We start from the raw sequence: 24,892 nt of genomic DNA on the forward strand, positions 1-24,892 counted from the left end.
AAATTGCTCGACGTTCACGCGTTTGATGAAATCAAAATCGGTCTCGCTACCGCCGACGACATTCGTCGCTGGTCGCACGGTGAAGTAAAAAAGCCAGAGACCATTAACTACCGCACACTCAAGCCGGAGAAAGATGGTCTGTTCGGCGAACAGATCTTCGGACCCTCGCGCGACTGGGAGTGCTCCTGTGGCAAGTACAAGCGTGTCCGCTTTAAGGGCATCGTTTGTGAGCGCTGTGGTGTTGAAGTAACCAAGTCGGCTGTGCGCCGTGAGCGCATGGGTCACATCGAGCTTGCTGCTCCGGTTACCCACATCTGGTACTTCAAGGGTGTTCCGAGTCGTCTCGGTTACCTGCTTGACATGGCACCGAAGGACCTCGAAAAGGTCATCTACTTCGCTGCATACATGATCATTTCGGTTGACGAAGAGGGCCGTCACGCTGACCTGCCTGCGCTGGAGAACGAGATCCGTCTCGAAATCAAGACGCTTGAGGGCCAGCGCGATTCCCGCATCGCTGACCGCTTGACCAAGTTCGAGGAAGACCTCGCCGCTCTTGAAGAAGAGGGTGCGAAGGCCGACCAGAAGCGTCGTGTCAAGGATGCTGCTGAGAAAGAAATGTCTCAGCTGCGCAAGTCGATCGATGAGCAGATTGCTCAGCTTGAGCGCGTGTGGGAAGACTTCCGCACCCTCAAGATCGGTGACCTGAAGCCTGAAGACTCTGTCTTCCAGGAACTGCAGGACCGTTTCGGTAGCTACTTCGAAGCATTCATGGGTGCCGAGGCAATCAAGAAGCGCCTGCAGGCCTTCGACCTTGCTCTCGAGAGCGTTGAGCTGCACGACCAGATCGCTAACGGCAAGGGTCAGAAGAAGATCCGCGCCATCAAGCGCCTGCGCGTAGTCAACTCGTTCCTTCAGACCGGCAACTCGCCGGCCGCGATGGTGCTCGACGTTGTTCCGGTTATTCCTCCGGAGCTTCGCCCGATGGTTCAGCTGGATGGTGGCCGCTTTGCGACCTCCGACCTCAACGACCTCTACCGTCGTGTTATCAACCGCAACAACCGTCTGCGTCGACTCCTTGACCTCGGTGCTCCCGAGATCATCGTCAACAACGAGAAGCGCATGCTTCAGGAAGCCGTTGACGCACTGTTCGACAACGGTCGTCGTGGTCGCCCCGTCACGGGTACTGGTAACCGTGCCCTCAAGTCCCTGAGCGACATGCTCAAGGGTAAGCAGGGTCGTTTCCGCCAGAACCTGCTCGGAAAGCGCGTTGACTACTCCGGTCGTTCGGTAATCATCGTGGGACCGCAGCTCAAACTGCACCAGTGTGGTCTCCCGAAGCAGATGGCTCTCGAGCTGTTCAAGCCGTTCGTTATCAAGCGCCTGATCGACCTGAGCCACGCTCAGAACATCAAGAGCGCTAAGCGCATGGTTGAGCGTGCACGTCCGCAGGTCTGGGACGTCCTCGAAGAGATCATCCGCGAGCGCCCCGTGCTGCTGAACCGTGCACCAACACTGCACCGTTTGGGCATCCAGGCATTCGAACCTCAGCTCGTTGAGGGTAAGGCTATTCAGCTTCACCCCCTCGTCTGTGCTGCGTTCAACGCTGACTTCGACGGTGACCAGATGGCTGTTCACCTTCCGTTGTCGGTTGAAGCACAAGCTGAAGCTCGCATCCTGATGCTCGCAAGCAACAACATCCTCAAGCCGTCTGACGGTCGCCCAGTGACCCTGCCCACCCAGGACATGATCATTGGTCTGCACCACCTGACCACGCTCAAGGAAGGCGTTGCTGGCGAAGGCCGCGCGTTCTCGTCGGTTGCTGAAGCGATCTTCGCGTTCGATCAGCACTCGCTCGACCTCAACGCCAAGGTGCGTCTGCGTCTCGACAACGTGTACCTCTCTGAAGAAGATGCCCCTGAGGGCTTCGTTCAGGGTCAGTCCAAGCTCATGGAGACGACCCTCGGTCGTGCCCTCTTCAACGAGGCGCTTCCGAAGGACTACCCGTACATTGAGGCACTCGCTGACAAGGGCCAGATTTCGGCTATCGTCAACGACCTCGCTGAGCGGTACGTGAAGGTGGATGTTGCATCAGCTCTTGACGCGATCAAGGACGCTGGATTCCACTGGGCTACTCGCTCCGGTGTAACCGTTGCGCTGTCTGACATCGTGACCCCGCCGAACAAGCCGGAGATCATTGGCCGCTACGAGAAGATCGCAGCCAAGGTTCAGGGCCAGTACGAGAAGGGACTCACGACCGACGCCGAGCGTCGTCAGGAGCTCATCGAGATCTGGAACAAGGCAACCGCAGAAGTAGCGACTGCCATGCAGTCCAACTTCCGCACCGACAACAACATCAACCGCATGGTGTCGTCTGGTGCTCGTGGTAACTGGATGCAGGTTCGTCAGATCGCCGGTATGCGTGGTCTGGTATCGAACCCGAAGGGTGAGATCATTCCTCGCCCGATCGTTCACTCCTACAAGGAGGGCCTGACTGTAGCCGAGTACTTCATCTCGACTCACGGTGCTCGTAAGGGACTGGCTGACACCGCACTGCGTACTGCAGACTCGGGATACCTCACGCGTCGACTCGTTGACGTGTCGCAGGATGTCATCATTCGTGAAAACGACTGTGGCACCCGCAAGGGACTCGACATGCCGATCGCAGCGCAGAACGCTGATGGCAAGTGGATCCTCGACGACAACGTTGAGAACTCGGTCTACGCTCGCAGCCTTGCTGCGGAAGCCACCAACGACAAGGGCGATGTAGTTGCTGCTGCTGGTGCAGACGTCGGAGACGTTCTGCTCGAGAAGCTCGTGGCTGCTGGTGTTCACAGCATCAAGGTTCGTTCGGTACTCACGTGTGAGTCCGCTGTTGGTGTGTGTGCAGTCTGCTACGGCCGCTCGCTCGCAACGGGACTTCTCGTTGACATCGGTGAGGCTGTCGGAATTATCGCCGCACAGTCGATCGGTGAGCCCGGTACTCAGCTGACCATGCGTACCTTCCACACCGGTGGTGTTGCTTCGGCAGACGACATTACGCAGGGTCTTCCCCGCGTTACGGAACTCTTCGAAGCTCGTACCCCTAAGGGTGCAAGCCCCATCGCAGAAGCCGCTGGTCGCGTCACGATCGAAGACACTGACCGCAGCCGCAAGCTGATCCTCACGCCAGACAATGGTGACGAGCCCATCGCTTACCCGATTCTGCGTCGCGCAACCCTCCTCATCGAGGATGGCCAGCACGTTGAGCTCGGCACGCAGCTGCACGTCGGAAACGTTGACCCGAAGGAAGTTCTTCGTGTTCGCGGTGTCCGTGCCGTACAGCAGCACCTCGTCGATGGCGTCCAGGGCGTTTACCGCTCGCAGGGTGTTCCGATTCACGATAAGCACATTGAGGTCATCGTTCGTCAGATGCTCCGCAAGGTGACTGTTGTTGACCACGGTGACACCGGACTCCTTCCGGGTGAGCTGGTCGACCGTTCGAAGTACAACGAGCTCAACCGCGGTGTTCTCACCGAGGGCAAGGCAACGGCATCCGCGCGTCAGGAGATCTTGGGTATCACCAAGGCCTCGCTGGCAACGGAGTCGTGGCTGTCGGCTGCGTCGTTCCAGGAGACCACCCGCGTTCTTACGCAGGCGGCCATGGAAGGCAAGTCTGACCCGCTCATGGGACTCAAGGAGAACGTCATCATCGGTAAGCTCATCCCGGCTGGTACGGGATTGCCGCGCTACCGCGATGTATCGGTCGAGGCAACGGAAGAGGCGAAAGCTGAACGTTACCCCAACCGCATCTTCGCTGATGACGCAAGCCTCACCGAGAGCGACTTGAGCTTCGTCGACTTCGACAGCTTCAGCTCGAATGATTCCACGCCGGGAACCTACAACTAAGTAGTCTCGGCATCACCTCCGGGTGATACCACGAAGGGCCCTCGTCATTGCGACGGGGGCCCTTTGTCGTGCGACTGAAGTTGGCCGCTAGAGCGACGGAATTTCGATGCGGGAGTACTCGTCGTCATCCGCCACGAGCGTGGCCAGCAGTGGCCGGCCAGCGGGCAGTAAACGGATCGTGACTGCGCCGGTGTTGGCGGAGTCAAGGATGCGCACCGCGGCTTCGGTGATGATCGGCAGAGTGCCGTAGGGCAGCGGCAGAGGGTAGCGGTCATCGAGCAGCACCACCGAGATTCCTCGTCGCCGGGTGCGCTGCACTGCGGCCACAATCTCGGGCAGATCGAGCTGGCGGGCGCGCAAACTATCTCGTAAGCGCGCCTCAGCGATGAGCAGTTCGTCGCGTTCCGCCGTCGTCAACTCAACTCCATCCGCTATGCGTTGCAGCTGGGGCCCCACGGCTGAGTCGAGGGCAACAAGCCGGCGGGAACGTTCCGCTGTGCGAGCGAGCGCCGCAGCTTCTGCGGCGGCGCGTGCCGTCTCAGCCTCATGGATGCCGTCCAAACGCTGGCTGGTGCGGCGCATGCCCAGAGAGAAGAGAGAGCCGACCAGCACGAAAGGTGCTTGGCGCGCAACGAGCACAATTGCTTCGAGGAGCCGGTCGTCCGTTGTGAAGCCCCACAGGATGACGGTCGTGCCGATTGCGGCGAATCCGATCCACGCGAGAAGGTCACGGCGGCGCAAGCTGAGGTAGAACATCGCGATGGCTCCGGCGCCGACGTACCACTGCGAGAACCCTCCCGTGATGGCGTTGTCGGAGGAGAGGGCGGAAGCGGCAACGCTGGCGACGATGACGTACACGCTCACTCCGGTGCTCACCCGTGGGTGAGTGTCTCGCGTGAGGACGAACCAGATGGTGGCGAACAACCCAATGGAGATGTACACCGGCACAGGGGATCGCACGTCATCCAGTGAGAGCAGTGCGAGCGACGACATCGTGACGAAGTAGATCCAGATCAATAGATGGGCACCACGACCGGTTATTTGGGGCAGTTCAAGGCGTCGAGATTGAGTGGCATCTTGTTTCATTCGGTCCACCCCACAGTCACGCACGTTCCCTCGCCGGGTTTTGACACCACGGTGGCGTAGGCGCCGGAAAGTGCCTGCACCCGGCCGAGAATGCTGACCACAATGCCAAGCCGGTTCGCGGGAACACTCTGTGGATCGAATCCTTGCCCATCGTCAGTCACCGATATTTCTACCCGGTCGGTAGCGAGCCGCAAGAGCACGTCGCGGCTGACGGGCTCGACAGTGGCCGCCGCATGGACGACGCTGTTGCGCAAGGCTTCGACGGTGGCTTCGATGAGCGCACTTGCGATCGACGACGGGAGCGGTTTTCGTCGGGTGCCCTCGACAGTGAAGGTGGCGGCATCCGTCGTCTCATTGATGGATGTCGTGAGGCCCTGGATCAGGTAGTCGACGTGGATGAGCTCGGGGACACTTGCGGTCGCGTCTTTGAGCTCTCTCAGGCGGGCGATGGTGCGGGCCGCCTGAAGTCGGGTGGAGGAGGAATCGCTGCGACCGGCGCCGGCCGCGGCAAAGATTGTGGCGATCACTTCGTCATGCACGAGCGCGTCGAGGTGAGCTTGCTCCTCTCCACGCGCGGTGAGGGCTGCGGCACGCATGGTTGACGTGCGAGCGGCGGCCGTTGCGGCATCCACTTCACGTCCAGCACCCATCGCCACGGTAGCCACCGCGGTGAATGCGGCACACACCGTGATGGTGAAGAACGCGAATTGCACGGCGAGTGAGACGTCGGCGCCACCATCAGCAAGGATACGAATGGGCGTGATCGCAAAGGAATTACCGAGCAAAAAGGCCCACGCTGCGACCGGACGCCAGGCTATCGCCGCGGGTACGGTGCCGAGCGCAGTCAGGCCGACGGTCCAGGGGGCCATCTCGCCGGGCATGGGGCCGTTGATGAAAGCGGGCACCCAACTCAGCACCGCGATCGTGAAGATGACGGCATATGCCCCATGGAGAATGCGAAGCTGGTGCAAGGAACTCCACGGCGCGACGGCCACCATCACTAGGGGAGTTCCAAAGACGGCAATGCCGGCGACGAGTTGCCAATAGGGATAGGAATACTGCGCCTGATCGAAGAACGAACTAGCGGTGAGCGCCAAGAAGAAGAGTGTTGCCGCCGCCAGCACGGTTGTCATACTCCGGACAACCCCGAGTTCTGCACCTTCGGAACCGGGCGGCGTCCTCATGAGGCTGATCACGCTGCGGCCCTTCTTCATGAACTGGGAGGAGGAAGGATGCCGTCTTCGACCGCGCGCTTGTAGAGGTCGACTTTGGTGTGGGCGGGGCGCCCGGCCATCGCATATTTGTGGCGGATGCGGCGCACATACTCGGCAACGGTGCTGGTGGAGAGTCCAGCGCGGTGGGCGACCGCAACAGACTTATCGCCTGAGGCGTAGTGGGCGAGCACCTCTTGTTCCTTCGGGCTCAAGCCGGCTGCCGATAGCTCGGGGTCGGAGTCGAGCGCGGCAGCCCAGTCGGTCGTGACCACAGGATTGCCCAACGCTGCTTCGCGCACAGCATCGACGATGATGTCGCGTGCTTCCGATTTGCGAACAATGCCAAGCACGCCTGCCCGGGATGCGGCCCGCACCTCGGAGGCGTTGTCTGCAGCGGTGAACACCAACACGTTGAGCCCGCGCTCGCGCAGCCACGCGACGTTCTGTTCGACGGTGCTGCCGTCCGAGAGGCGCACGTCAAGAACGACGAGGTCGAGGAGGTGCACCACCGATTCGAGGTCGCTTACGCTCGACGCTGAGGCAAGGAGGGTGATGTCAGGGCAGTGGCCGAGCAACGACGCGAAGCCGAGCTGCACAGTTTCGTGGTCGTCCACGTGTGCGACTCGGTAGGAGCGTGGTGGTTGGTCCTGCGTTGTCAATGGTGCCTCGTTCGGATCGGGGTAGGCGTGTTGTTGGCAAAGGATTGCAGTTACCACAGACAAATCTACCGGAACTTTCTGTCTGTCCCCCAAACGGGTGTCATTGATAGTGACGACTGTGAGAAGTGGGCACCCAGTGACACGATCAACTCGTACGACTACTTAGGGGGCAGAGGGCTTGTGAATCGTCACGCCGTTAATGATCTGATCGACTGCTCTCTTCACCGCTGGTACCGCATGGTCTCCGAATGGCGCAGCCCCGCTCCCGGAACCGAAGCTGGTTGTGTCACGTGCCGCGAATCTGAATTCGCCGCTGCCGATCGCCGCGGTCAGTGGCCGCACGACCTCATCCACTCGTTCGTGGAAACACTGGAAGTTGTGACGTTCCAACTTGCTGTCTCGTTGCATGAAGAGCGACACTGCCCCGGCACGGAGGCGCGTTCCACCAAGCCGTGTCCGACGTGCGTGGCAGCGGCGCGGTCCACTGTGCAGGCGTGTGCTCATCGTCACGCGCAAGATATTGCCGATGTCGTGACTGAATGCGCGTTGCCGCGATTGGCCGTTTACGTCGAAAAAAACATCAATTTGGCACTTAATGCTGCGACTCGCGGCGAATGGGCTTCCTGAAACGTCCTGACTACCCCTCACAAGTGGGGCTAGTGGTGCAGATGTGAGTCGATTAGCGTTGGACTCCGCTAGGACCTTGGGGGGAGGCACGCGTGACAACACTTGCTGAAGTATTGATTCTTCGCGGAATGATGCCGATTGAGAGCATTGATTCTGTAGGAACTTCGCACTCTGATGAGGAAGCCCTCGTCAGAAATCTACTCGACAGCGGAACAATTTCGCCGGCACAACTCGCGTCCGCGCGTGCTGCGCAGGCTGGAGTGCCGTTCGTTGAGCTCGTTGACTTCGCGGTTGACCACCAGGCTGTTGCGCTTGCACCGGCCTCGATTTGCCGCCGCCACGAGGTTTTGCCGATCGCGTTCAGCGAGGGATACCTCGTGCTCGCCATGGTCGACCCCGGCAACATCTTCGCCCTCGATGACATCCGTGCAGCCACCGGTCGCCAAGTGCGCACCGTCGTTGCTGAGCGCAGCGATCTCCAAGCAGCCCTCGACCGGTTCCACCGCGCTGACGGTGAACTCTCGAGCCTCTCCAGCGAACTTGAGCAAGAAGCGACCTCCACGGATGTCGCGCTTGCCTCGAATAACAATGAGCCGACCGAAGACGACGCACCTATCGTTCGCTTCGTGAACTTGCTGATCAGCCAGGGCATCCAAGACAAGGCTTCGGATATTCACATCGAGCCCGGTGAGCACGACCTCGGTGTTCGCTACCGTATCGACGGTGTTCTGCACGAAATGCAGCGTGCTCCGCGTCAGATCCAGAACGGCGTTATTTCGCGTCTCAAGATCATGGCCGAAATGGACATTGCTGAGCGTCGTAAGCCTCAGGATGGTCGTATTTCGGTCATCCACGGTCAGAAGAAAATTGACCTTCGTGTTGCGACCCTGCCCACCGTCTACGGCGAAAAAGTCGTCATGCGTATTCTCGACAACTCGAACACGACGCTCGATCTAAGCCAGCTGTACTTGCTTGAGCACAACGCCGCGATCTTCAAAGAGGCGTACACGAAGCCGTACGGCATGATCCTCGTTACCGGTCCTACGGGTTCCGGTAAGTCGACCACGCTCTACACCACCCTTAATGCCGTTGCTCGCCCGGAGATCAACGTCATCACGGTTGAAGACCCGGTGGAGTACCGCATGGCGGGCATCAACCAGGTGCAGGTCAACCCGAAGGCGGGGCTCACGTTCGCGAGTGCGCTGCGCTCGATTCTGCGTTCTGACCCGGATGTCGTTCTCATCGGTGAGATCCGAGACCAAGAGACGGCGCAGATTGCGATCGAAGCCGCTCTCACCGGTCACCTCGTGTTGAGCACTCTGCACACCAACGGCGCACCGGCCGCTATCACCCGCCTGATCGAGATGGACATTGAGCCATTCTTGGTCGGTTCGGCCATCGACTGTGTCGTCGCTCAGCGACTTGCGCGACGCCTCTGCGATCGCTGCAAGCAGCCTGCGGCTCACAACCCGCAGGATCTCGTGAACTTGAAGGTCGGCTTCAACCCAGAAGGTCCGATGCCGACCCTGTATGCACCTGTCGGGTGCACCGTGTGTTCCAAGACGGGATACCGCGGTCGAATTGCACTGCACGAAGTGATGGCAGTGTCCGAAGAGATTGAACGTCTCGCTGTTGCTCGTTCGTCAAGCGCGGAGATCAGCCGCGTCGCGATCGAGCAGGGGATGCGCACTCTGCGCATGGACGGTTGGGCTAAGGCTCAGCTGGGCTTGACATCCATCGAAGAGATTTTGCGCGTCGTCGCATAAGACGAAGTATCTGGGGGAATTATGGCTAAGCGGATTTACGACATCCCGTCGCAATCGGTCGACGAAAGTTTGTTCACACCGAAGGGACAGAGCGCGCCTTCAGGGCAGAGCGTCCCAGCGGATGCTCCACCGCCCATGCCGGGAACCAGCGTTCCTGGTGTTGGCAGCCCGCAGGCGTCAGCAGCATCGTCCTCGGCGTTCCCTGAGTGGGCACAAACGGGTGCTGCGCCGTCGGCTTCCGCCGCAACGGTGCCGGCGTCGCCGCTTCCGACGATTCCACCGCCGTCTGGCTCGATCAATAGCACCGACACTTCTGCCGCCTCGGCACCTCCCGCACCGCCAACCTCGCCTGCACCTGCACCTGCACCTGCAGCGCAGGCTCCGGCTGAGCCCGCTGCTACGCCGTCAGCGGATGCCGCTGCTGAGGGTGGGCGTCGCGCACGCCGCATGGCTACCGAACCGGTCACTTCGATCGATTCGCTCGATGAACTGTTCCGCCAGGCTGCCGCCGGCGCGATGTCTCAGACCTCGGCTGCAACGTCAGCCGCTGGCGCATCGATGCCAGCGCCGGAAGCTCCACCTGTTGCTGAAGCGCCGCCTGCGGCACCTGCTCCGTCACCGACGGCCGCAGAGGTTCCATATTTCACGGAGGATGCGTCGGATGCCGGCGACAGCCCCACCGAAGTTCTGAACGAGGTTCCGTTGGATCCGCCCACGATGGCATTCCCGCCACCGTCGGCTGCTGCTGAGGGAGGCCTTCTAGATCTTCCGGACGTCGCGCCTGAGGCTGACGATGCGCTGAACTTCCCACCGCCCGGAGTTGACGAGGGGCTTTTGAGCTTCACGAGTGGCTTCGGCGCTGCCGATCCTCAGCCGACGCGAGAGTCTCAGTTGCTTTCCGTACCGGAGATCGTTGAAGAGGCTCGCGAAGCGCGCCCCGACATGGAACTCACGGCACGCGAAGGCTCCAACCCTGAGCTGCTCGACGCGCTCAAAGAGGTTGTGTACACCGGTGCGTCTGACCTCCACATTTCCTCGGGTGCTGTTCCCATGATCCGCGTGGATGGTGGACTGCAGCCGTTGAAGGGAATGGGCGAATGGGACAAGGAACGTACTCGTACCGCATTGTTCAGCATTCTCGATGCAAAGCAGGAGGAACAGTTTCTCGAGGTTCTCGAACTCGACTTCGCGTTCGAACTTTCTGAGGCTGCCCGATTCCGTGTGAACTTCTACATGGATCGCGGAAACCTTGGTGCCGCCTTCCGAATCATTCCGACAGAGATCAAGCAGCTTAAAGATCTGGGTATTCAGGAGTCGGTTGGTCAGTTTGCTGGCCTGCCGCGTGGACTCGTTCTCGTCACCGGCCCGACTGGTTCGGGAAAGTCGACAACGCTTGCTGCGCTGATCGACCTCGTGAACCGCACCCGGGCCGACCACATTGTGACGGTCGAGGATCCGATTGAGTTCTTGCACGGCAACCAGAAGTCACTCGTCAACCAGCGAGAAGTTGGCCGCGATACTCATTCGTTCACCGCAGCGCTGAAGCACGTTCTGCGTCAAGACCCCGACGTCATCCTGATTGGTGAGCTTCGAGACCTCGAAACGATCTCTATCGCGCTTACCGCGGCGGAGACCGGTCACCTTGTGTTCGCAACCCTGCACACGCAGGATGCCGCTCAAACCGTTGACCGCATCATTGACGTTTTCCCGCCGCACCAGCAGGGCCAGGTTCGTACGCAGCTTGCGGCCGTGCTTCAAGGCATCGTCTGTCAGACTCTCGTGCGAAAAGCCAGCGGCAAAGGCCGAGTTGCGGCCACCGAGGTGCTCACGATGACTCCGGCTATCGGAAACCTCATTCGCGAGGGCAAGATCTATCAGATTCCGTCGGCGATGCAGGCAGGTCGTAGTGGCGGCATGCACACCATGGACCAGCACCTTGCGGGGTTGGCTAAGTCGGGTGCGATTACCGAAGAGGCCGCACTGGCAAAGTCGCATGACCCAGAGGGCATGCACCGCTTGATGAGCGATAGCTCGACGAGAGTACCCAACTAATGGCCGCGACAGCTTCCACGACAAAGTCATTCGAATACAGGGCGCGGGATCAGAGCGGCAAAGTTGTGAAGGGGCGCATCGATGCTCCTAACGAGAATGCGGTTTTGGTGCGGCTCCGTTCCATGGAGATCAGCCCGATTTCTGTCACGGAGGCGGGGGCAGGCTCTGGGCTCAATAAGGAGATTAATCTCTCCTTCTTGCAGAAGAGCGTAGGTCTTGATGACCTCGCGGTCATGAGCCGTCAGATGTCGACGATGATTTCGTCGGGTCTCTCCCTTATTCGCGCTCTTGTAATTCTGTCGGAGCAGACCGAGAATCCGACGCTGGCCAAGGCTCTAAGCGAGATTCGCCAAGACGTTGAGACCGGGGGAACGCTGTCTGATGCTTTCGCCAAGCACGGCACGGTTTTTCCGCCAATCATGATCCATCTGGTTCGCGCTGGTGAGACGGGCGGGTTTCTCGATAACGCTCTCGAGTCCATCGCAGGCAACTTTGAGGGTGAAGTCAAGCTTCGCGGTACGATTAAGTCGGCGCTGACCTATCCGGTCGTTGTCCTCATCATGGCCGTCGCCGCAGTGGTCGGCATGCTGGTCTTCATCGTGCCGGTGTTCGAGCAGATGTTCGCCGACCTCGGTGGCGAGCTGCCGTTGCTCACCCAGGTTTTGGTGTGGATGTCGGCAGGCATGAGGTTTGCCGCCCCTGTGTTGATTATTGCCGGTATCGCTTTCTCGGTGTGGTGGCGAAAGAACAAACACACTGATCGCGTTCGCCAGGCGCTTGATCCGTGGAAACTGCGCATGCCGGTATTCGGCCCGCTGTTTCGCAAGGTCTCCATCTCACGTTTCACCCGAAACTTTGGAACCATGCTTGGTGCCGGTGTTCCCATTTTGCAGGCTCTCTCGATCGTGGGGGAGACCTCAGGAAACTATGTGATCGAGGAGGCGCTGCGTCGCGTTGCCGACTCGGTTCGCTCGGGTCAGTCCGTTTCGGGTCCACTGGCTCGAGAGAGCGTCTTCCCATCGATGGTGACCCAGATGGTCGCGGTGGGTGAAGATTCCGGATCCATGGAAGTCATGCTCTCCAAAATTGCAGACTTCTATGATGACGAGGTTCAGAAGACAACGGAGCAGCTTACGGCGCTCATTGAGCCCCTTATGATCGGCGTCATCGGCGCGATCGTCGGCGTTATGGTCATCGCGCTTTATCTCCCGATCTTCGCAATTTTCGATCAGATCAAGTAGTACCTAGTCAATAGGCACCTAGCAGCCCCAGGCGGGGGTATCGCGACCCGAGTCGCGGTGCCCCCGTTTGGTCTTAAACAGGCGCTCTTACCCGCGAACGGGGCGCATATTGTGGTTCGACGCGCTTATGACCCCTCAGACTGGGGGCGTGATTCGGGCAGTTCACCCCCGTTTGTGGGATTCTCAGGTAGCCCACATGTTGAGAGTATTTTTTGTGGGGGCTGAGAAGCTAATTTTTTCTGGGGGCCCCTGTCCAAGATCCGAACCACAGACAGGAAAATCCTAATGATTGCACGTTTGAATGAAGCACTGCGCAGCAAGCGCTCAGACCTCGAGAACGACCAGAAGGGCTTCACCCTTGTTGAACTCCTCGTTGTTGTTCTGATCATCGGCATCCTTGCCGCGATCGCTATCCCGTTCTTCCTCAACCAGCGCCAGGGCGCTTGGGAATCACAGGTCAAGTCGGACATCGCTAACGCTGTTATCGCTGCCGAGACTCACGCAGTCAGCGCCAATGGTTCGTTCGCAGCCCTTAACGACCAGGCTCTGATCGACAACGGTTACAAGGCTACGAATGACGTGAACCTCACGGTTGGTACTGTTACCGCCACCACGTACACGATCGATGTAACCCACGACCTCTACGACACCCGCACGTGGGAGTACGACAGCAACACCGGTGTAACCACACCGACCGACCTTAGTACTCCGTAACCCTTAGTTACACCGTAAACGGGGCGTCGCCAGGCGGCGGCGCCCCGTTTGCACATCCGAGAGTGATCGCTCTCCCGAGGGAACCCTTCTCTCGTGTACTACCCGCAAGCCTTAACACCCGAACGAAAGGGCTCATCATGCACAAGGTTCTACAGCGTCTTCGTAGCTCCGACGCAGGAATGAGCCTTCTTGAGGTTCTCGTGGCGATGATGATCTTCGCGATCGTCTCGCTCGGCGTTCTTCAATCACTGACCACGGTTCTTACGGTCACTCGCGATAACCGCGCTCGCATCGTCGCCGCTAACCTCGCCTCTCAAGAAATTGACTTGGCTCGAGATGCCGGCGACGTCTTCACACTTGGTGACGATAGTTATGTGAAAACGCTCAATGGCGACGATTTCACCGTCACACGCTCAACCCAATGGGTCGATTCCGAGAACACCGGCGCTTCCTGCGGTACCGGCGGTGGCACACTCCAGTACAAGCAAATCAATATTGAGGTCTCGTGGACGAACATGCGCACCGGCACTGAGCCCGTCCGCTTCGACACGCTTCTTGCTCCGAACGACCGCATCAATGACCCGGGGCTCGGCACCATTCTGGTGTCCGTTACGGGCGGTTCTGGGGCGGGGGCTGCGGGTGTCTCTGTCACAGCTACAAGGGCCTCGCCGGCCAACGGGGCGCAAAACCTCACGGTCGCTCCTCCCGCTACGGACGCGCAGGGGTGCACCTACATACTCAAAGTCGCTCCGGGCAACTATGACGTGTCAGTCTCTCGCTCTGGGTACATCAGCGACGATGGTCAATCGACGGTGCCGAGCCAGCTCACCCAGGTGCAGGCCGGTACCGCGAGTTCTGTTTCGTTCAATTACGACGACTCGGCAGACTTCGATGTGAACTACGTGTCGAACCCTGTACCGAGCGACGTGCAGATCCCGAGAGACATGACGACGTCATTCAGTAGCTCGTACGGGGTTCATCTCAGCGACAGCACGAACTCTTCGTTGACGAGAGATATCGATCTTTTCCCCTGGCGTTCCGGCTACGTCGGCTACGCGGGAACTTATATTCCCAAGCCTGAATCGGCGACCAGCACGGAGCCATACTGTGCTTCACGGAACCCTCAAGACTGGGATGACATCGCAGTCGACGGCGTCACCTACAGTTCGCCCGTACCAGAGGCTGTCGCGGCAGAGCCCGGCGGCAATGCCGAGATGACCGTGCCGATGGGCCTCGTGGCGGTCTCGGGCCTCGCCGGTCGCGCGCTGCGGGCTACCGCAGTCGCGCCGACGGTCGCGCCGGCTACCGTGAACGGTGACCCTGGGTGCACTACGGGAGAACAGCTCGTAATTTCCTCGATTCGCAGCGACACCACGCACATCGCTCTGCCCTACGGAACATGGGAGTTGGAACGATGGAATGGCTTGGGCGGTTGGGTTCCTTTGTCCTCAGGCAGCCTGGTCTCTCTTCTTCTGGGGACCTCAACTCCATCTTCTGGCATTGTTACAGTCGACCCGAGGGTGGCTCCGTAATGAAACGATTGCGCTCCACTCTCTTTTCTCGCGTCTCGCGGATTCACCGCGACGAGGCGGGGGTTACGCTGAGTGAACTCATTGTCACCATCGCGCTCATGGGGATGCTTCTCGCGATGGTGATGACAATTTTCATCACTTTCACGCGCTCCTTTGCAGAATCGCGTTCGGCCTCGAATAACACTTCGAGCGCGGCAATCGCGATGAACGAACTCACTCGTGTCATTCGTTCGGGCACGGAAATTCCGATTGGCCCTGCGGTCGCGAACGATCCTGTGTTTAGCTACGCCGGTGCTGAGCGCGTCGTGCTTCAGGCCTACCTCGACACGGATGCCGCCAGTCCGGAGCCGGTCAAAGTCGAGTTCGTGATCACGTCCGACCGCACGCTCGTCGAGCGGCGGTGGGATGCGCAACTCAGCTCGTCATACTTCACCTTTGGGCCAACGCCCGCAACCGAGCGCACAGTTGTGCGCCAGGTTTCTAACGGCACGTCGCCGGTTTTTCGGTTTTTTGATGCCAGCAACACCGAGATGGTTCCGCCGGAAGATGGCACCCTTACAACGATTCAGCGCCGGGCAGTGGCCGCGGTGAAAGTGTCGATGACTATTCAGACTGATCCGTCCGGAAACGCGAAGACGGCAAGTCTCGAAAACACCGTGGGTATCCCGAACCTCGGCCTCTCTAGGATTGGAATTGACCGATGATCCGTCTCGTACGTGCACGCCTCGCCGGCGAAAAGGGCGCCGCCCTGCCGATGGTGATTGGGATCACTGTTGTCTTGGGGCTCCTCGTGACCACAGCGGTCGCCTTCGCGACAGGCGGCTTCCGTCAGGCGGTTGCTACTCAGGAGTGGTCGGCGTCTCTCGCCGCAGCCTATGCCGGCGTTGAGGATTACCAGAGCAGACTCTCTGAAGACACGTCCTACGTGCAGTACGGCAACCCCGACGCAGCCTTCTCGTCAACCAGCGATGTTCGCCTTCCCGCGACTGCGGCCACCATCAACGACGCGTTTAATGTTTTGGACGGCGAACCGTGGGTTGCAATTCCGGTGCCCGACTCCGGGGAGAGCGGGTCATTCTTCCGTTACGAAGTCGATAATTCGGAGTATGCGGGCAGTGGAGTTATCCGCGTGCGTTCTACAGGCAAGGTAGGCACAGAAACCCGCACGATCGTTGCCGACTTGAGGCAGTCGGGATTCATTGACTTCCTCTACTTCACCGACTACGAAATTCAGGATCCCGCCTTCTCCGGAGCAAACAACTCCTGCGTTAAGTACTGGTGGGATGGCCGTGGCAACAACTGCGGCGAAATCGCCTTCTCGGGCGGTGACACCGTCGATGGTCCGGTTCACTCTAACGACACGATTCGCATCTGTAACGCGAGCTTCTTGGGCAATGTGACTACGAGCTACGCCCCGTCGAGCGGGCTTAGCTATAACCCGAAGAACTCGCTTGGTCAAAACTGCAGTGGTCAGTCGTTCGCGGTACTGAACTCACCGTCGTTCTCTCCGGTGATCGGGATGCCCGCCACCAACTCCCAGCACTTGCGTGAGACCCGCTCAGACTTGATCACAGACGGTGTTCCGCGCCCAGGTTGCCTGTACACGGGCCCGACAGAAATCAACCTCAACTCAAACGGCACTATCACTGTACATTCGCCGTGGACTATCAAGACTCAGATCACGGGTTCGCCGGCCACGGGCGGAAGTGAACCGATTGAGTGCGGCAACGTTGACCGCATCAACAGCAGCAGTGGTGACACATTTGACCTTCCGCCCAGCAACGTCATCTATATCCAGGACGTGCCGGCAGTGTCGTCTGACCCCAACTATTGGGCGAGCAATGACGAGCCAGACGGGCTCAACTGCCGCAGCGCATCGGGCAACCGTGTCGGTAACGGCATCGGCTACCCCACCTACTATGAGACTGCGCCCAGCAGCGCGTATGAGTGCCGCGTTGGTGACTTGTTCGTCGAGGGAACGCTGAGCGGACAGACAACGCTGTCCGCTGAGCACTACGTCTATGTCACCGATGACATCACATACAACAGCGTCGACGACGACGTTCTTGGCCTGGTCGGAAACGACGCCGTCTGGGTGTGGAACCCCGTAACCAGCAGCAATAACACACTTCTCAGCGACAATCACCGTCGCATCGACGCCGCCATTCTTTCGGTGGGCCACACATTCGCAGTGCAAAACCCGGGAGCGGGAAGCGGGCGCGGTACTCTTACCGTAAACGGCGCAATTGCTCAGAAATTCCGTGGAATCGTGCGTCAGGGTAATGGTGGTTACACCAAGAACTACGTCTATGACACGCGACTACGCTTCACGGCTCCTCCTAAGTTCTTGTCGCCAGTGACAACGACCTATGGAGTGAACGTGTGGATTGAAGTATCGCCGGCTTTCGCGAGCACTGGTGCCCAGATCTCATGAGCGCAACCCTTCTACTCGTAGTTTTTACTGTGCTCTTGGGGCTTGCTGTCGGGTCGTTTCTGAACGTCGTCGTATGGCGGATTCCTCGTGGCGAGAAGATCTCCTCGCCTCCGAGTGCGTGCCCAAAGTGTGAGCACTCCATTCGGTGGCATGACAACATCCCGGTATTCGGATGGCTCCTTTTGCGCGGGAAGTGCCGTGACTGCGGCGAACCGATCGCCGCTCGCTATCCGCTGGTCGAAGCGGTTACTGCCGTCGCGTTTGGTGTCATCGCCGCTGTAATTGGCGCCGACACCACGCTTGTCTGGGCGCTACCGGCGTTCCTTTATCTTGCAGCGGTGTCGATTGCGCTGACGCTCATCGATCTTGATACTCAGACTTTGCCCAACGCCGTCGTGTTGCCTTCGATCGTGGTCGGTGCAGCGCTGTTGGCGCTGGCCAGCGCGGGCACCGGTAATTGGGGAGCGCTCGTTGGTGCCCTAGCAGGAGGCGCCGCGCTGTTCGCCTTCTACCTGATCGTTGCTCTCATCTCCCCGCGGGGGATGGGCATGGGCGACGTCAAGTTGGCTCCTGTGCTCGGCCTCTATTTGGGATGGCTGGGATGGGGAGTGCTTGCCGTCGGCGCGTTCGCCGCGTTTTTGTTTGGCGGCCTTTTTGCCGTCGTATTGCTACTGATCAAGCGCGCGCGTCGCCGCACCGCGATCCCGTTTGGCCCGTGGATGATAGCGGGAGCGTGGTTAGGTATCGCCTTCGGCGCACAAATTTGGAATGGATATATGGTGGCGAGTGGTCTTAGCTGATCGCCACCGGGGGGATATATGGGAAAGAAACTAGTAGGGCTTGATATCGGCACGACAGCCGTTCGTGCTGTCGAAGTCGATAATCCACAACAGCCACGACCGACAATTCTTCGCTTTGGCGAGGCGCCTTTACCGGAAGGCGCTGTGCGTGCGGGAGAGGTCGTTGACTCGGCTACCGTCACGGCAGCGATCCGCAGTCTCTGGACACAGGGCGGCTTTCGCACAAAGGACGTTGTTATGGGCGTCGGAAACTCTAAGGTGCTCGCCCGCGATATTAAGGTTCCGCGGCTTCCGCTGAATCAGGTACGCGAGTCTCTTCCGTTCCAGGTTCAGGATCTTCTTCCCGTTCCAGCGACGGAGGCGTTGCTCGATTTTTATCCGGCAGCAGAGACCGAGGGAGAAAATGGCCCTATGCTTTCCGGGATGTTGGTCGCGGCTATCAAGGCACCACTCCTGGTGAACGTGAATGCTGCGATCGCTGCGGGGATGAACCCGCAAAACGTAGACCTCTCACCCTTCGCTCTCACGCGTCTGTTCTCGAGCTCCGAGTCAGCGAACATGACAACATTGCTTGTGCACATCGGTGCCGCGACGACAACTTTGGTGGCGCTCGACGGTCACGTGCCGCACTTTGTGCGCTTGCTGCCCAGCGGTGGCGCAGACATCACCAAGGGAATTTCGCAGCGCATGGACATTTCGGCGCGCGACGCCGAAGCGATCAAGCGTTCGGTGGGTGTCGTTGCAGCTCGAGCAACCGCCGAGCAACGGCCTGCCCTCGAGGTGTCGTTCGAATTGGTCAATGAGACCCTGCTTGCGATCCGTGCGACGATGCAGTACTTCCAAAACGCGCGAGAGAATCGTGCCATAGACCGGATCGTCATGAGCGGTGGCGGTTCTCGACTGCTCGGGCTCGTAGAAACTGTGTCTGAATTCACAAAGGTGCCGGCAAGTCAGCCGGATCCGTTCTCGATGGTGACGGTGGCTCGTGACCTACGTGGCACCGGCGACGTTCACGACATGTCCCTCGCGCTTGGATTGGTAACGGGGGTCTCCGCATGAGCGACAAAAAACCTGCACAGCGCCGTGAGATAAAGGTAGCGATTGCCTATCCGCCCTACGCGAACTTGCTCCCGCCTGAGGTCGGCCAGCGCAAGGCTGCCAATGCCGCCAGAGGCCGTGCTATCTTCATGGCGATTGTTGCGTTGGGCGTCGCTATTTTGGCCGCCAGCGCCGTAAATCTCCTTTCGTTGCAGCGCACTCTCGCTCTCGAGAATGCACGCGCGACCACGCTGGCGCTCACCCAACAACAAGGCGAGTACAACGAGGTGCGCACCGCTAGTCAACTCCTACAATCCACGACCGCGGCTCAAATCTTCGCGACCTCCACTGAAATTTCAGTTCAGACGGTCGTCGATGACCTAGGTGACAAGCTCACTGGCGCGATGTTTTTCAGCTCGTACAGCTTTGAGACGGCAACACCACTGCTGGGTTACGGCGCGTCGGTGTCGCCGCTCGATCCCGAGCGCATCGCTCAGTTCAGTATCGAGATCACTGCATCATCAGTGGCCGAGATTGATTCGTGGGTTCGCAGCGCGCCTGACGTCGATGGTGTCGCTGATGTCTCGCTCGTGTCAGTAAAGCAAGAAGAGGGGACCTACCTCGCTCAAGTCGCTGTGTTTGTCACCCGTGATGCTCTCCTGCACCGCTTCGACGGCTTCGTCGAGGAAGAAGAGGGTGCTGATGAAGCGGCTCCGGCTGAAGGCACGAACGACGAGGAGAACGGCTCATGACATTGACACGAATGTGGACGCTCATTGGGGCAGTTGCAGTAATCATCATCCTGCTCGCAGGCTACGCAATCGGCGTCGCTCCAGCGCTTGCCGACGTGTCGAGCGCCGACGAGGAGATCATCGCGGTTGAGGCGCAGAATCAAGTCAAGCAGAACGAACTCGACGCGCTTAAGGCGCTTGCCGAAAATTCTGAGGGGCTATTCGCCGACCTCGCCGAAGTGCAGAAATCGGTTCCTTCCGCGCACGGTACCTCAGTTTTCGCTGAGCAACTCGCCACTCTAGCGGAGGCGGCGGGAGTGACAATCGTCGACATTTCATACGTCACCGCCACCGATGCGATTGCTCCCGAAGCGGAGCCCGTAGAAAGCACGCAGGACGCTGACGCTGAGGAATCTGACGCCGATGCTGGCGGAGAAGCTGCAGCACCCGAGGTGCAGCCAGGCGCGCAGGCTGTGCAGTCCGTGCCCGGCTTAGTGGCTTTGGGCGTTGACGTCAACGCCACCGGTTCGTATGACGATCTCAACAAGTTCTTGGAGAGCGTTCAGCTGAACGATCGATCGTTCTCAGTGACTACCGTTTCTGTTCAAGGAGACGGCACCTCAGATCTATTCGAGATCTCACTCTCTGGGGTGGTGTACGTGCTTGTAGATAGTGCGACTGCGTTCGCAGTGAGCGGCAACGGCACCGTTAGCTAGTCATATTCAAAGAACGAGAAGAACGCCACGACCTCTTGGTCGTGGCGTTCTTCTCGTTTCTAAGAGTTGCTTCGGTAGACTGGGCGGATCAGTCGCTGGCACGAGGAGGCATCAGTCATGACCGATCCATCTGTAGAGCGTGGTTCTTCACCGAAGAACGACGACAACATCGAGGATGCTGTGGTTGTCGACGAGACCCCCGCTGCTTCTGACGCTGCAACGCCGCTTGTCGATCCCTTCGAGGCGCCTACTGCGTCCACTGAGTCTGCTGTGTACGACGACGCCACGCTCGAAGCTGAAGCGGAGCCTGTTGCGGAGCCCGCTCTGGTAGTGGCGCCCGAGATCGTCGCCGAGCCCGAGCCCGAGTCCGAGCCGGTAGTGGCCGAGACGACGGGAGCCGCTGCATCCGGTGAGCCCCGGGTCGTTTATGTGACTGCGCCGACGCCGCCGAAGGTTGCGGGCAACCGTGGATTCGGTATTTTCATTGCGCTGGCATCCACTGTCGCCTTCGCGATCGTTTTCGCCATCGCTGTCGTCATCATTGGTGCAGCCGAGTCGGGCCGAGTTGCGGTCGCTTTCGTGCAGGCGCCCTCGTTCTACGTTCCTGTCGCCTTCTTCGCACTTGGTGCCATCGTGATCGCGCTCATTGTGAACCGCGCAGGTTGGGCGGCACACGTCTTTTCGAGCATCATCGTGGGGCTCGTCGTGTACTTCGGTACAGTCGGCGCCCTCTTGCTCATCAACGGTGTCATTCAAAATACTCCGGAGCAGGCTCACGCAATGTTCCTTGCAGCGCTGGCGGATCCGCTTGTCATCGCCGCCGGTTTGCTGGGCCGCGAGGTCTCGTTGTGGACGGGTGCGTTGGTCGCGAGACGAGGCCGCAAGGTCACGCAACGCAACGTGGATGCGCGTGCCAAGTGGGAAGCTGAGCTCGCGGAGAAAACTGCTGCTCAGCGCTAAAGTCTCTGCCGTGCACGCGTGCCCTGTTCTGGAGCCTGCGTGTGGGCTGTGACCATTTGACCCCGGCCTATCCCGGGGGCTATTCTTTCTGAGGTGTGCGCTTTGTCGTGCGCTTAAGCCATGCCTCTCGAGGATTACCGCTCACGCGGGGTTTAGGCGCGAGTCACTCCACACCACAGGGTTCGACCTTCCGGTTGGCCCCCACGGCATACCCGCAAACCAACCGATCAGTTCGGTAGGGGCGTGGGTCCAGATGAACTCGGTGTTCTGAAAAGAACGTCGAATGCTAACCATCATGACGCTGTCACCGTGCAGCAAAATCAAGGAGTAATTTAGTGCCCACCATTCAGCAGTTGGTGCGTAAGGGACGCTCGCCGAAGGTCGTCAAGACCAAAACGCCCGCCCTTAAGTCCAACCCGCAGCAGCGCGGCGTTTGCACGCGCGTCTACACAACAACTCCGAAGAAGCCGAACTCGGCTCTTCGCAAGGTTGCTCGTGTCAAGCTTTCTAACGGTACCGAGGTCACGGCCTACATTCCCGGTGAAGGTCACAACCTTCAAGAGCACTCGATGGTGCTCATCCGCGGTGGTCGTGTAAAGGACCTCCCCGGTGTTCGCTACAAGATCGTTCGCGGAGCGCTCGACACCCAGGCCGTTAAGAACCGTAAGCAGGCTCGTAGCCTCTACGGCGCGAAGAAGGATAAGAAGTAATGCCTCGTAAAGGACCAGCACCAAAGCGTCCCGTAGTCGCAGACCCGGTTTACGGCGCACCCATTGTCAGCCAGCTTGTCAACAAGATTCTTCTTGATGGCAAGAAGGGCCTTGCTGAGCGCATCGTTTACGGCGCACTCGAAGGCGTAACAGAGAAGACCGGCCAAGACGCCGTTGTCACGCTCAAGAAGGCTCTCGACAACGTTCGCCCGACCCTCGAGGTCAAGTCGCGTCGTGTCGGTGGATCGACCTACCAGGTTCCTGTTGAGGTCAAGTCGCACCGTGCTAACACGCTCGCATTGCGTTGGCTCACGAGCTACGCAAAGGGTCGTCGTGAAAAGACGATGACTGAGCGTCTCACCAACGAGATCTTGGACGCATCGAATGGACTTGGCGCCGCTGTAAAGCGCCGCGAAGACACCCACAAGATGGCCGAGTCGAACAAGGCATTCGCTCACTACCGCTGGTAGTCAGCACCTCGCAGTGAGGCGGGTCAGACGCTGTCTGGCTCGCTTCACTCTTGAGATTCTCGCTTCACCAACATACTTCGGAGGAACCTGTGGCACAGGACGTGCTCACCGACCTGACTAAGGTCCGCAACATTGGCATCATGGCTCACATCGATGCCGGCAAGACCACTACGACTGAGCGCATCCTGTTCTACACGGGTGTAAACCACAAAATTGGTGAAACTCACGATGGTGCGTCGACTACTGACTGGATGGAGCAGGAGCAAGAGCGTGGCATCACGATCACGTCCGCTGCTGTGACCTGTTACTGGGACAAAAACCAGATCAACATCATCGACACCCCCGGCCACGTTGACTTCACGGTTGAGGTGGAGCGTTCGCTCCGCGTTCTCGACGGTGCAGTCGCTGTGTTCGACGGTAAAGAAGGTGTTGAGCCGCAGTCGGAGACTGTATGGCGCCAGGCCGACAAGTACGACGTTCCTCGCATCTGCTTCGTCAACAAGATGGACAAGATGGGCGCGGACTTCTACTACACGGTAGACACCATCGTGAAGCGCCTCGGTGCTCGTCCCCTCGTTATCCAGCTCCCCATCGGACTCGAGTCTGAGTTCGAGGGTGTTGTTGACCTCGTTGAGATGCGTGCACTCACGTGGCGCGGCGACTCCAAGGGTGACGTTCAGATGGGCGCCAAGTACGCCATCGAAGAGATCCCCGAAGACCTCAAGGAGAAAGCTGCGGAGTACCGCACCGCTCTTCTCGAGGTTGTCGCTGAGACCGACGACGCCATCATGGAGCGTTACTTCGCCGGCGAAGAGATCAGCGTTGCTGAGATCAAGGCTGCGATCCGTAAGCTCACCGTCAACAGCGAGATCTACCCGGTTCTCTGTGGTTCTGCTTTCAAGAACCGCGGCGTTCAGCCGATGCTCGACGCTGTTATCGACTACCTTCCCTCGCCGGTTGATGTGCCTCCCATGGAAGCACGCGACCCCCGCGATGAAGACAAGATCATCATCCGCAAGCCTGATGCTTCGGAGCCGTTTTCGGCTCTGGCCTTCAAGGTTGCAGTGCACCCCTTCTTCGGTCGCCTCACGTACATTCGCGTGTACTCGGGACACCTTGACTCTGGTGGAGCTGTTGCTAACTCCACCAAGGGCAAGAAGGAGCGCATCGGAAAGATCTTCCAGATGGCTGCCAACAAGGAAATCCCTGTCGACAGCGTTACCGCTGGACACATCTACGCCGTCATTGGCCTCAAGGACACCACGACTGGTGACACGCTGTGTGACCCGAACGACCAGGTCGTTCTTGAGTCGATGACGTTCCCTGAGCCCGTGATCGAGGTAGCGATCGAGCCGAAGACGAAGGCTGACCAAGAGAAGCTTGGTATTGCTATTCAGAAGCTCGCTGAAGAAGACCCCACGTTCCGTACCGAACAGAACCAGGAAACTGGCCAGACGGTAATCAAGGGAATGGGTGAACTTCACCTCGACATCCTCGTAGACCGCATGAAGCGCGAATTCAACGTTGAAGCCAACGTTGGTAAGCCGCAGGTTGCGTACCGCGAGACCATCCGCCGCATTGTGGACAAGCACGACTACACCCACAAGAAGCAGACGGGTGGATCGGGACAGTTCGCTAAGGTCCAGATCTCGCTCGAGCCGATGGAGGTTGAAGGCGACAAGATTTACGAATTCGTAAATAAGGTCACCGGTGGCCGTATTCCTCGTGAATACATTGGCTCAATCGACCAGGGTTTCCAGGCGTCGATGAACGTCGGAATCCTCGCAGGATTCCCGATGGTCGGCGTCAAGGGAATCATCCTCGATGGTGCTGCTCACGATGTTGACTCGTCAGAAATGGCGTTCAAGATTGCGGGAACCATGGCATTCAAAGAGGCAGCGCGCAAGGCTGACCCAGTTCTCCTCGAGCCGCTCATGGCGGTCGAGGTTCGTACTCCCGAGGAGTACATGGGAGACGTCATCGGTGACCTTAACAGTCGCCGCGGACAGATCCAGTCCATGGAGGACGCGACCGGCGTAAAGGTCGTTCGCGCCCACGTACCACTGTCGGAAATGTTCGGCTACGTCGGTGACTTGAGGTCCAAGACTTCAGGTCGTGCGGTGTACTCGATGACGTTCGACAGTTACTCTGAGGTTCCCCGCGCGGTAGCTGACGAGATTGTTGCAAAGAACAAGGGCGAGTAATCGCCGCACTACCAGCGCGCAACTAACATAGATACACACCAACTTGCGAAACA

General features: G+C 59.2%; 20 protein-coding genes. 17 read left to right on the forward strand and 3 right to left on the reverse strand.

What is annotated here, in order from left to right; translation table 11 throughout:
• The first annotated feature begins 3 nt into the window (after nucleotides 1-3).
• Nucleotides 4-3,885, forward strand: coding sequence for a DNA-directed RNA polymerase subunit beta' (locus tag I6E74_RS03620; RefSeq protein WP_197123062.1), 3,882 nt, complete (start codon nucleotides 4-6; stop codon nucleotides 3,883-3,885).
• Nucleotides 3,886-3,972: 87 nt separating this feature from the next.
• Here the strand turns inward: I6E74_RS03620 and I6E74_RS03625 are convergent, their stop codons facing one another.
• The 3 genes from I6E74_RS03625 to I6E74_RS03635 form a co-directional block, all read right to left on the reverse strand.
• On the reverse strand, nucleotides 3,973-4,971 hold the full coding sequence (locus tag I6E74_RS03625) for a hypothetical protein (RefSeq protein ID WP_197123064.1): 999 nt from the start codon (nucleotides 4,969-4,971) through the stop codon (nucleotides 3,973-3,975).
• Nucleotides 4,968-6,104, reverse strand: a complete 1,137-nt coding sequence (locus tag I6E74_RS03630) for a sensor histidine kinase (RefSeq protein ID WP_231604461.1) — start codon at nucleotides 6,102-6,104, stop codon at nucleotides 4,968-4,970. The genes I6E74_RS03625 and I6E74_RS03630 overlap by 4 nt, the downstream gene beginning before the upstream one ends.
• Before the next feature lie 77 nt (nucleotides 6,105-6,181).
• Entirely contained in the window at nucleotides 6,182-6,799 is a 618-nt protein-coding gene (locus I6E74_RS03635; protein WP_307784369.1) for a LuxR C-terminal-related transcriptional regulator, read from the reverse strand.
• Nucleotides 6,800-7,024: 225 nt separating this feature from the next.
• Between I6E74_RS03635 and I6E74_RS03640 the strand changes: the two genes are divergently transcribed.
• The 16 genes from I6E74_RS03640 to fusA all read left to right on the forward strand — a co-directional run bounded on the left by I6E74_RS03640 (nucleotide 7,025) and on the right by fusA (nucleotide 24,839).
• Nucleotides 7,025-7,471, forward strand: coding sequence for a hypothetical protein (locus I6E74_RS03640; protein ID WP_197123070.1), 447 nt, complete (start codon nucleotides 7,025-7,027; stop codon nucleotides 7,469-7,471).
• Nucleotides 7,472-7,563: 92 nt separating this feature from the next.
• A complete protein-coding gene (locus I6E74_RS03645) occupies nucleotides 7,564-9,237 on the forward strand; it encodes a GspE/PulE family protein (RefSeq protein ID WP_197123072.1) in 1,674 nt (557 codons plus the stop codon).
• A 21-nt stretch (nucleotides 9,238-9,258) separates the two neighbouring features.
• Nucleotides 9,259-11,289 (forward strand): type IV pilus twitching motility protein PilT, encoded by a 2,031-nt coding sequence (locus I6E74_RS14645; RefSeq protein ID WP_304611035.1) that lies wholly within the window; start codon nucleotides 9,259-9,261, stop codon nucleotides 11,287-11,289.
• Nucleotides 11,289-12,530, forward strand: coding sequence for a type II secretion system F family protein (locus I6E74_RS03655; RefSeq protein WP_197123074.1), 1,242 nt, complete (start codon nucleotides 11,289-11,291; stop codon nucleotides 12,528-12,530). The genes I6E74_RS14645 and I6E74_RS03655 overlap by 1 nt, the downstream gene beginning before the upstream one ends.
• 285 nt (nucleotides 12,531-12,815) lie before the next feature.
• Nucleotides 12,816-13,244, forward strand: coding sequence for a prepilin-type N-terminal cleavage/methylation domain-containing protein (locus I6E74_RS14650; RefSeq protein ID WP_197123076.1), 429 nt, complete (start codon nucleotides 12,816-12,818; stop codon nucleotides 13,242-13,244).
• 137 nt (nucleotides 13,245-13,381) lie between these two features.
• Nucleotides 13,382-14,776 (forward strand): prepilin-type N-terminal cleavage/methylation domain-containing protein, encoded by a 1,395-nt coding sequence (locus I6E74_RS03665; RefSeq protein WP_197123078.1) that lies wholly within the window; start codon nucleotides 13,382-13,384, stop codon nucleotides 14,774-14,776.
• The gene (locus tag I6E74_RS03670) at nucleotides 14,776-15,480 is read left to right on the forward strand and encodes a Tfp pilus assembly protein FimT/FimU (RefSeq protein WP_197123080.1); all 705 of its coding nucleotides are present in this window, start codon (nucleotides 14,776-14,778) and stop codon (nucleotides 15,478-15,480) included. Before I6E74_RS03665 ends, I6E74_RS03670 begins: the two co-directional genes overlap by 1 nt.
• Nucleotides 15,477-17,210, forward strand: coding sequence for a hypothetical protein (locus tag I6E74_RS03675; RefSeq protein WP_197123082.1), 1,734 nt, complete (start codon nucleotides 15,477-15,479; stop codon nucleotides 17,208-17,210). The genes I6E74_RS03670 and I6E74_RS03675 overlap by 4 nt, the downstream gene beginning before the upstream one ends.
• Nucleotides 17,207-18,010, forward strand: a complete 804-nt coding sequence (locus tag I6E74_RS03680; RefSeq protein WP_197123084.1) for an A24 family peptidase — start codon at nucleotides 17,207-17,209, stop codon at nucleotides 18,008-18,010. The genes I6E74_RS03675 and I6E74_RS03680 overlap by 4 nt, the downstream gene beginning before the upstream one ends.
• Before the next feature lie 18 nt (nucleotides 18,011-18,028).
• Nucleotides 18,029-19,069, forward strand: a complete 1,041-nt coding sequence (pilM, locus tag I6E74_RS03685; RefSeq protein WP_197123086.1) for a type IV pilus assembly protein PilM — start codon at nucleotides 18,029-18,031, stop codon at nucleotides 19,067-19,069.
• Complete coding sequence (locus I6E74_RS03690) at nucleotides 19,066-19,800, forward strand: fimbrial assembly protein (RefSeq protein WP_231604462.1); 735 nt, start codon at nucleotides 19,066-19,068, stop codon at nucleotides 19,798-19,800. Before pilM ends, I6E74_RS03690 begins: the two co-directional genes overlap by 4 nt.
• A complete protein-coding gene (locus I6E74_RS03695) occupies nucleotides 19,797-20,495 on the forward strand; it encodes a hypothetical protein (protein ID WP_197123088.1) in 699 nt (232 codons plus the stop codon). Before I6E74_RS03690 ends, I6E74_RS03695 begins: the two co-directional genes overlap by 4 nt.
• Nucleotides 20,496-20,612: 117 nt before the next feature.
• A complete protein-coding gene (locus tag I6E74_RS03700; protein WP_197123090.1) occupies nucleotides 20,613-21,455 on the forward strand; it encodes a hypothetical protein in 843 nt (280 codons plus the stop codon).
• A 335-nt stretch (nucleotides 21,456-21,790) separates the two neighbouring features.
• Nucleotides 21,791-22,165, forward strand: a complete 375-nt coding sequence (gene rpsL, locus I6E74_RS03705) for a 30S ribosomal protein S12 (RefSeq protein ID WP_197123092.1) — start codon at nucleotides 21,791-21,793, stop codon at nucleotides 22,163-22,165.
• Nucleotides 22,165-22,635 carry a 30S ribosomal protein S7 gene (gene rpsG / locus I6E74_RS03710; protein WP_009773140.1) on the forward strand — a complete coding sequence of 157 codons (471 nt, stop codon included), beginning with the start codon at nucleotides 22,165-22,167 and terminating at the stop codon, nucleotides 22,633-22,635. The genes rpsL and rpsG overlap by 1 nt, the downstream gene beginning before the upstream one ends.
• A gap of 89 nt (nucleotides 22,636-22,724) precedes the next feature.
• Nucleotides 22,725-24,839, forward strand: coding sequence for an elongation factor G (fusA, locus tag I6E74_RS03715; RefSeq protein ID WP_197123093.1), 2,115 nt, complete (start codon nucleotides 22,725-22,727; stop codon nucleotides 24,837-24,839).
• The last annotated feature ends 53 nt before the right edge of the window (nucleotides 24,840-24,892 follow it).

The organism is Salinibacterium sp. SWN139, from assembly GCF_015864625.1.
Lineage (GTDB): Bacteria > Actinomycetota > Actinomycetes > Actinomycetales > Microbacteriaceae > Rhodoglobus.

Bases quoted from the DNA above. Each gene is read 5' to 3' on its own strand.
- pilM (WP_197123086.1), top strand. From the start codon at position 18,029: ATGGGAAAGAAACTAGTAGGGCTTGATATCGGCACGACAGCCGTTCGT.
- I6E74_RS03680 (WP_197123084.1), top strand. From the start codon at position 17,207: ATGAGCGCAACCCTTCTACTCGTAGTTTTTACTGTGCTCTTGGGGCTT.
- I6E74_RS03655 (WP_197123074.1), top strand. From the start codon at position 11,289: ATGGCCGCGACAGCTTCCACGACAAAGTCATTCGAATACAGGGCGCGG.
- I6E74_RS03625 (WP_197123064.1), bottom strand. From the start codon at position 4,971: ATGAAACAAGATGCCACTCAATCTCGACGCCTTGAACTGCCCCAAATA.
- I6E74_RS03665 (WP_197123078.1), top strand. From the start codon at position 13,382: ATGCACAAGGTTCTACAGCGTCTTCGTAGCTCCGACGCAGGAATGAGC.
- I6E74_RS03675 (WP_197123082.1), top strand. From the start codon at position 15,477: ATGATCCGTCTCGTACGTGCACGCCTCGCCGGCGAAAAGGGCGCCGCC.
- rpsG (WP_009773140.1), top strand. From the start codon at position 22,165: ATGCCTCGTAAAGGACCAGCACCAAAGCGTCCCGTAGTCGCAGACCCG.
- I6E74_RS03690 (WP_231604462.1), top strand. From the start codon at position 19,066: ATGAGCGACAAAAAACCTGCACAGCGCCGTGAGATAAAGGTAGCGATT.
- I6E74_RS14645 (WP_304611035.1), top strand. From the start codon at position 9,259: ATGGCTAAGCGGATTTACGACATCCCGTCGCAATCGGTCGACGAAAGT.
- I6E74_RS03700 (WP_197123090.1), top strand. From the start codon at position 20,613: ATGACCGATCCATCTGTAGAGCGTGGTTCTTCACCGAAGAACGACGAC.
- I6E74_RS14650 (WP_197123076.1), top strand. From the start codon at position 12,816: ATGATTGCACGTTTGAATGAAGCACTGCGCAGCAAGCGCTCAGACCTC.
- I6E74_RS03630 (WP_231604461.1), bottom strand. From the start codon at position 6,104: ATGACAACCGTGCTGGCGGCGGCAACACTCTTCTTCTTGGCGCTCACC.
- I6E74_RS03670 (WP_197123080.1), top strand. From the start codon at position 14,776: ATGAAACGATTGCGCTCCACTCTCTTTTCTCGCGTCTCGCGGATTCAC.
- I6E74_RS03695 (WP_197123088.1), top strand. From the start codon at position 19,797: ATGACATTGACACGAATGTGGACGCTCATTGGGGCAGTTGCAGTAATC.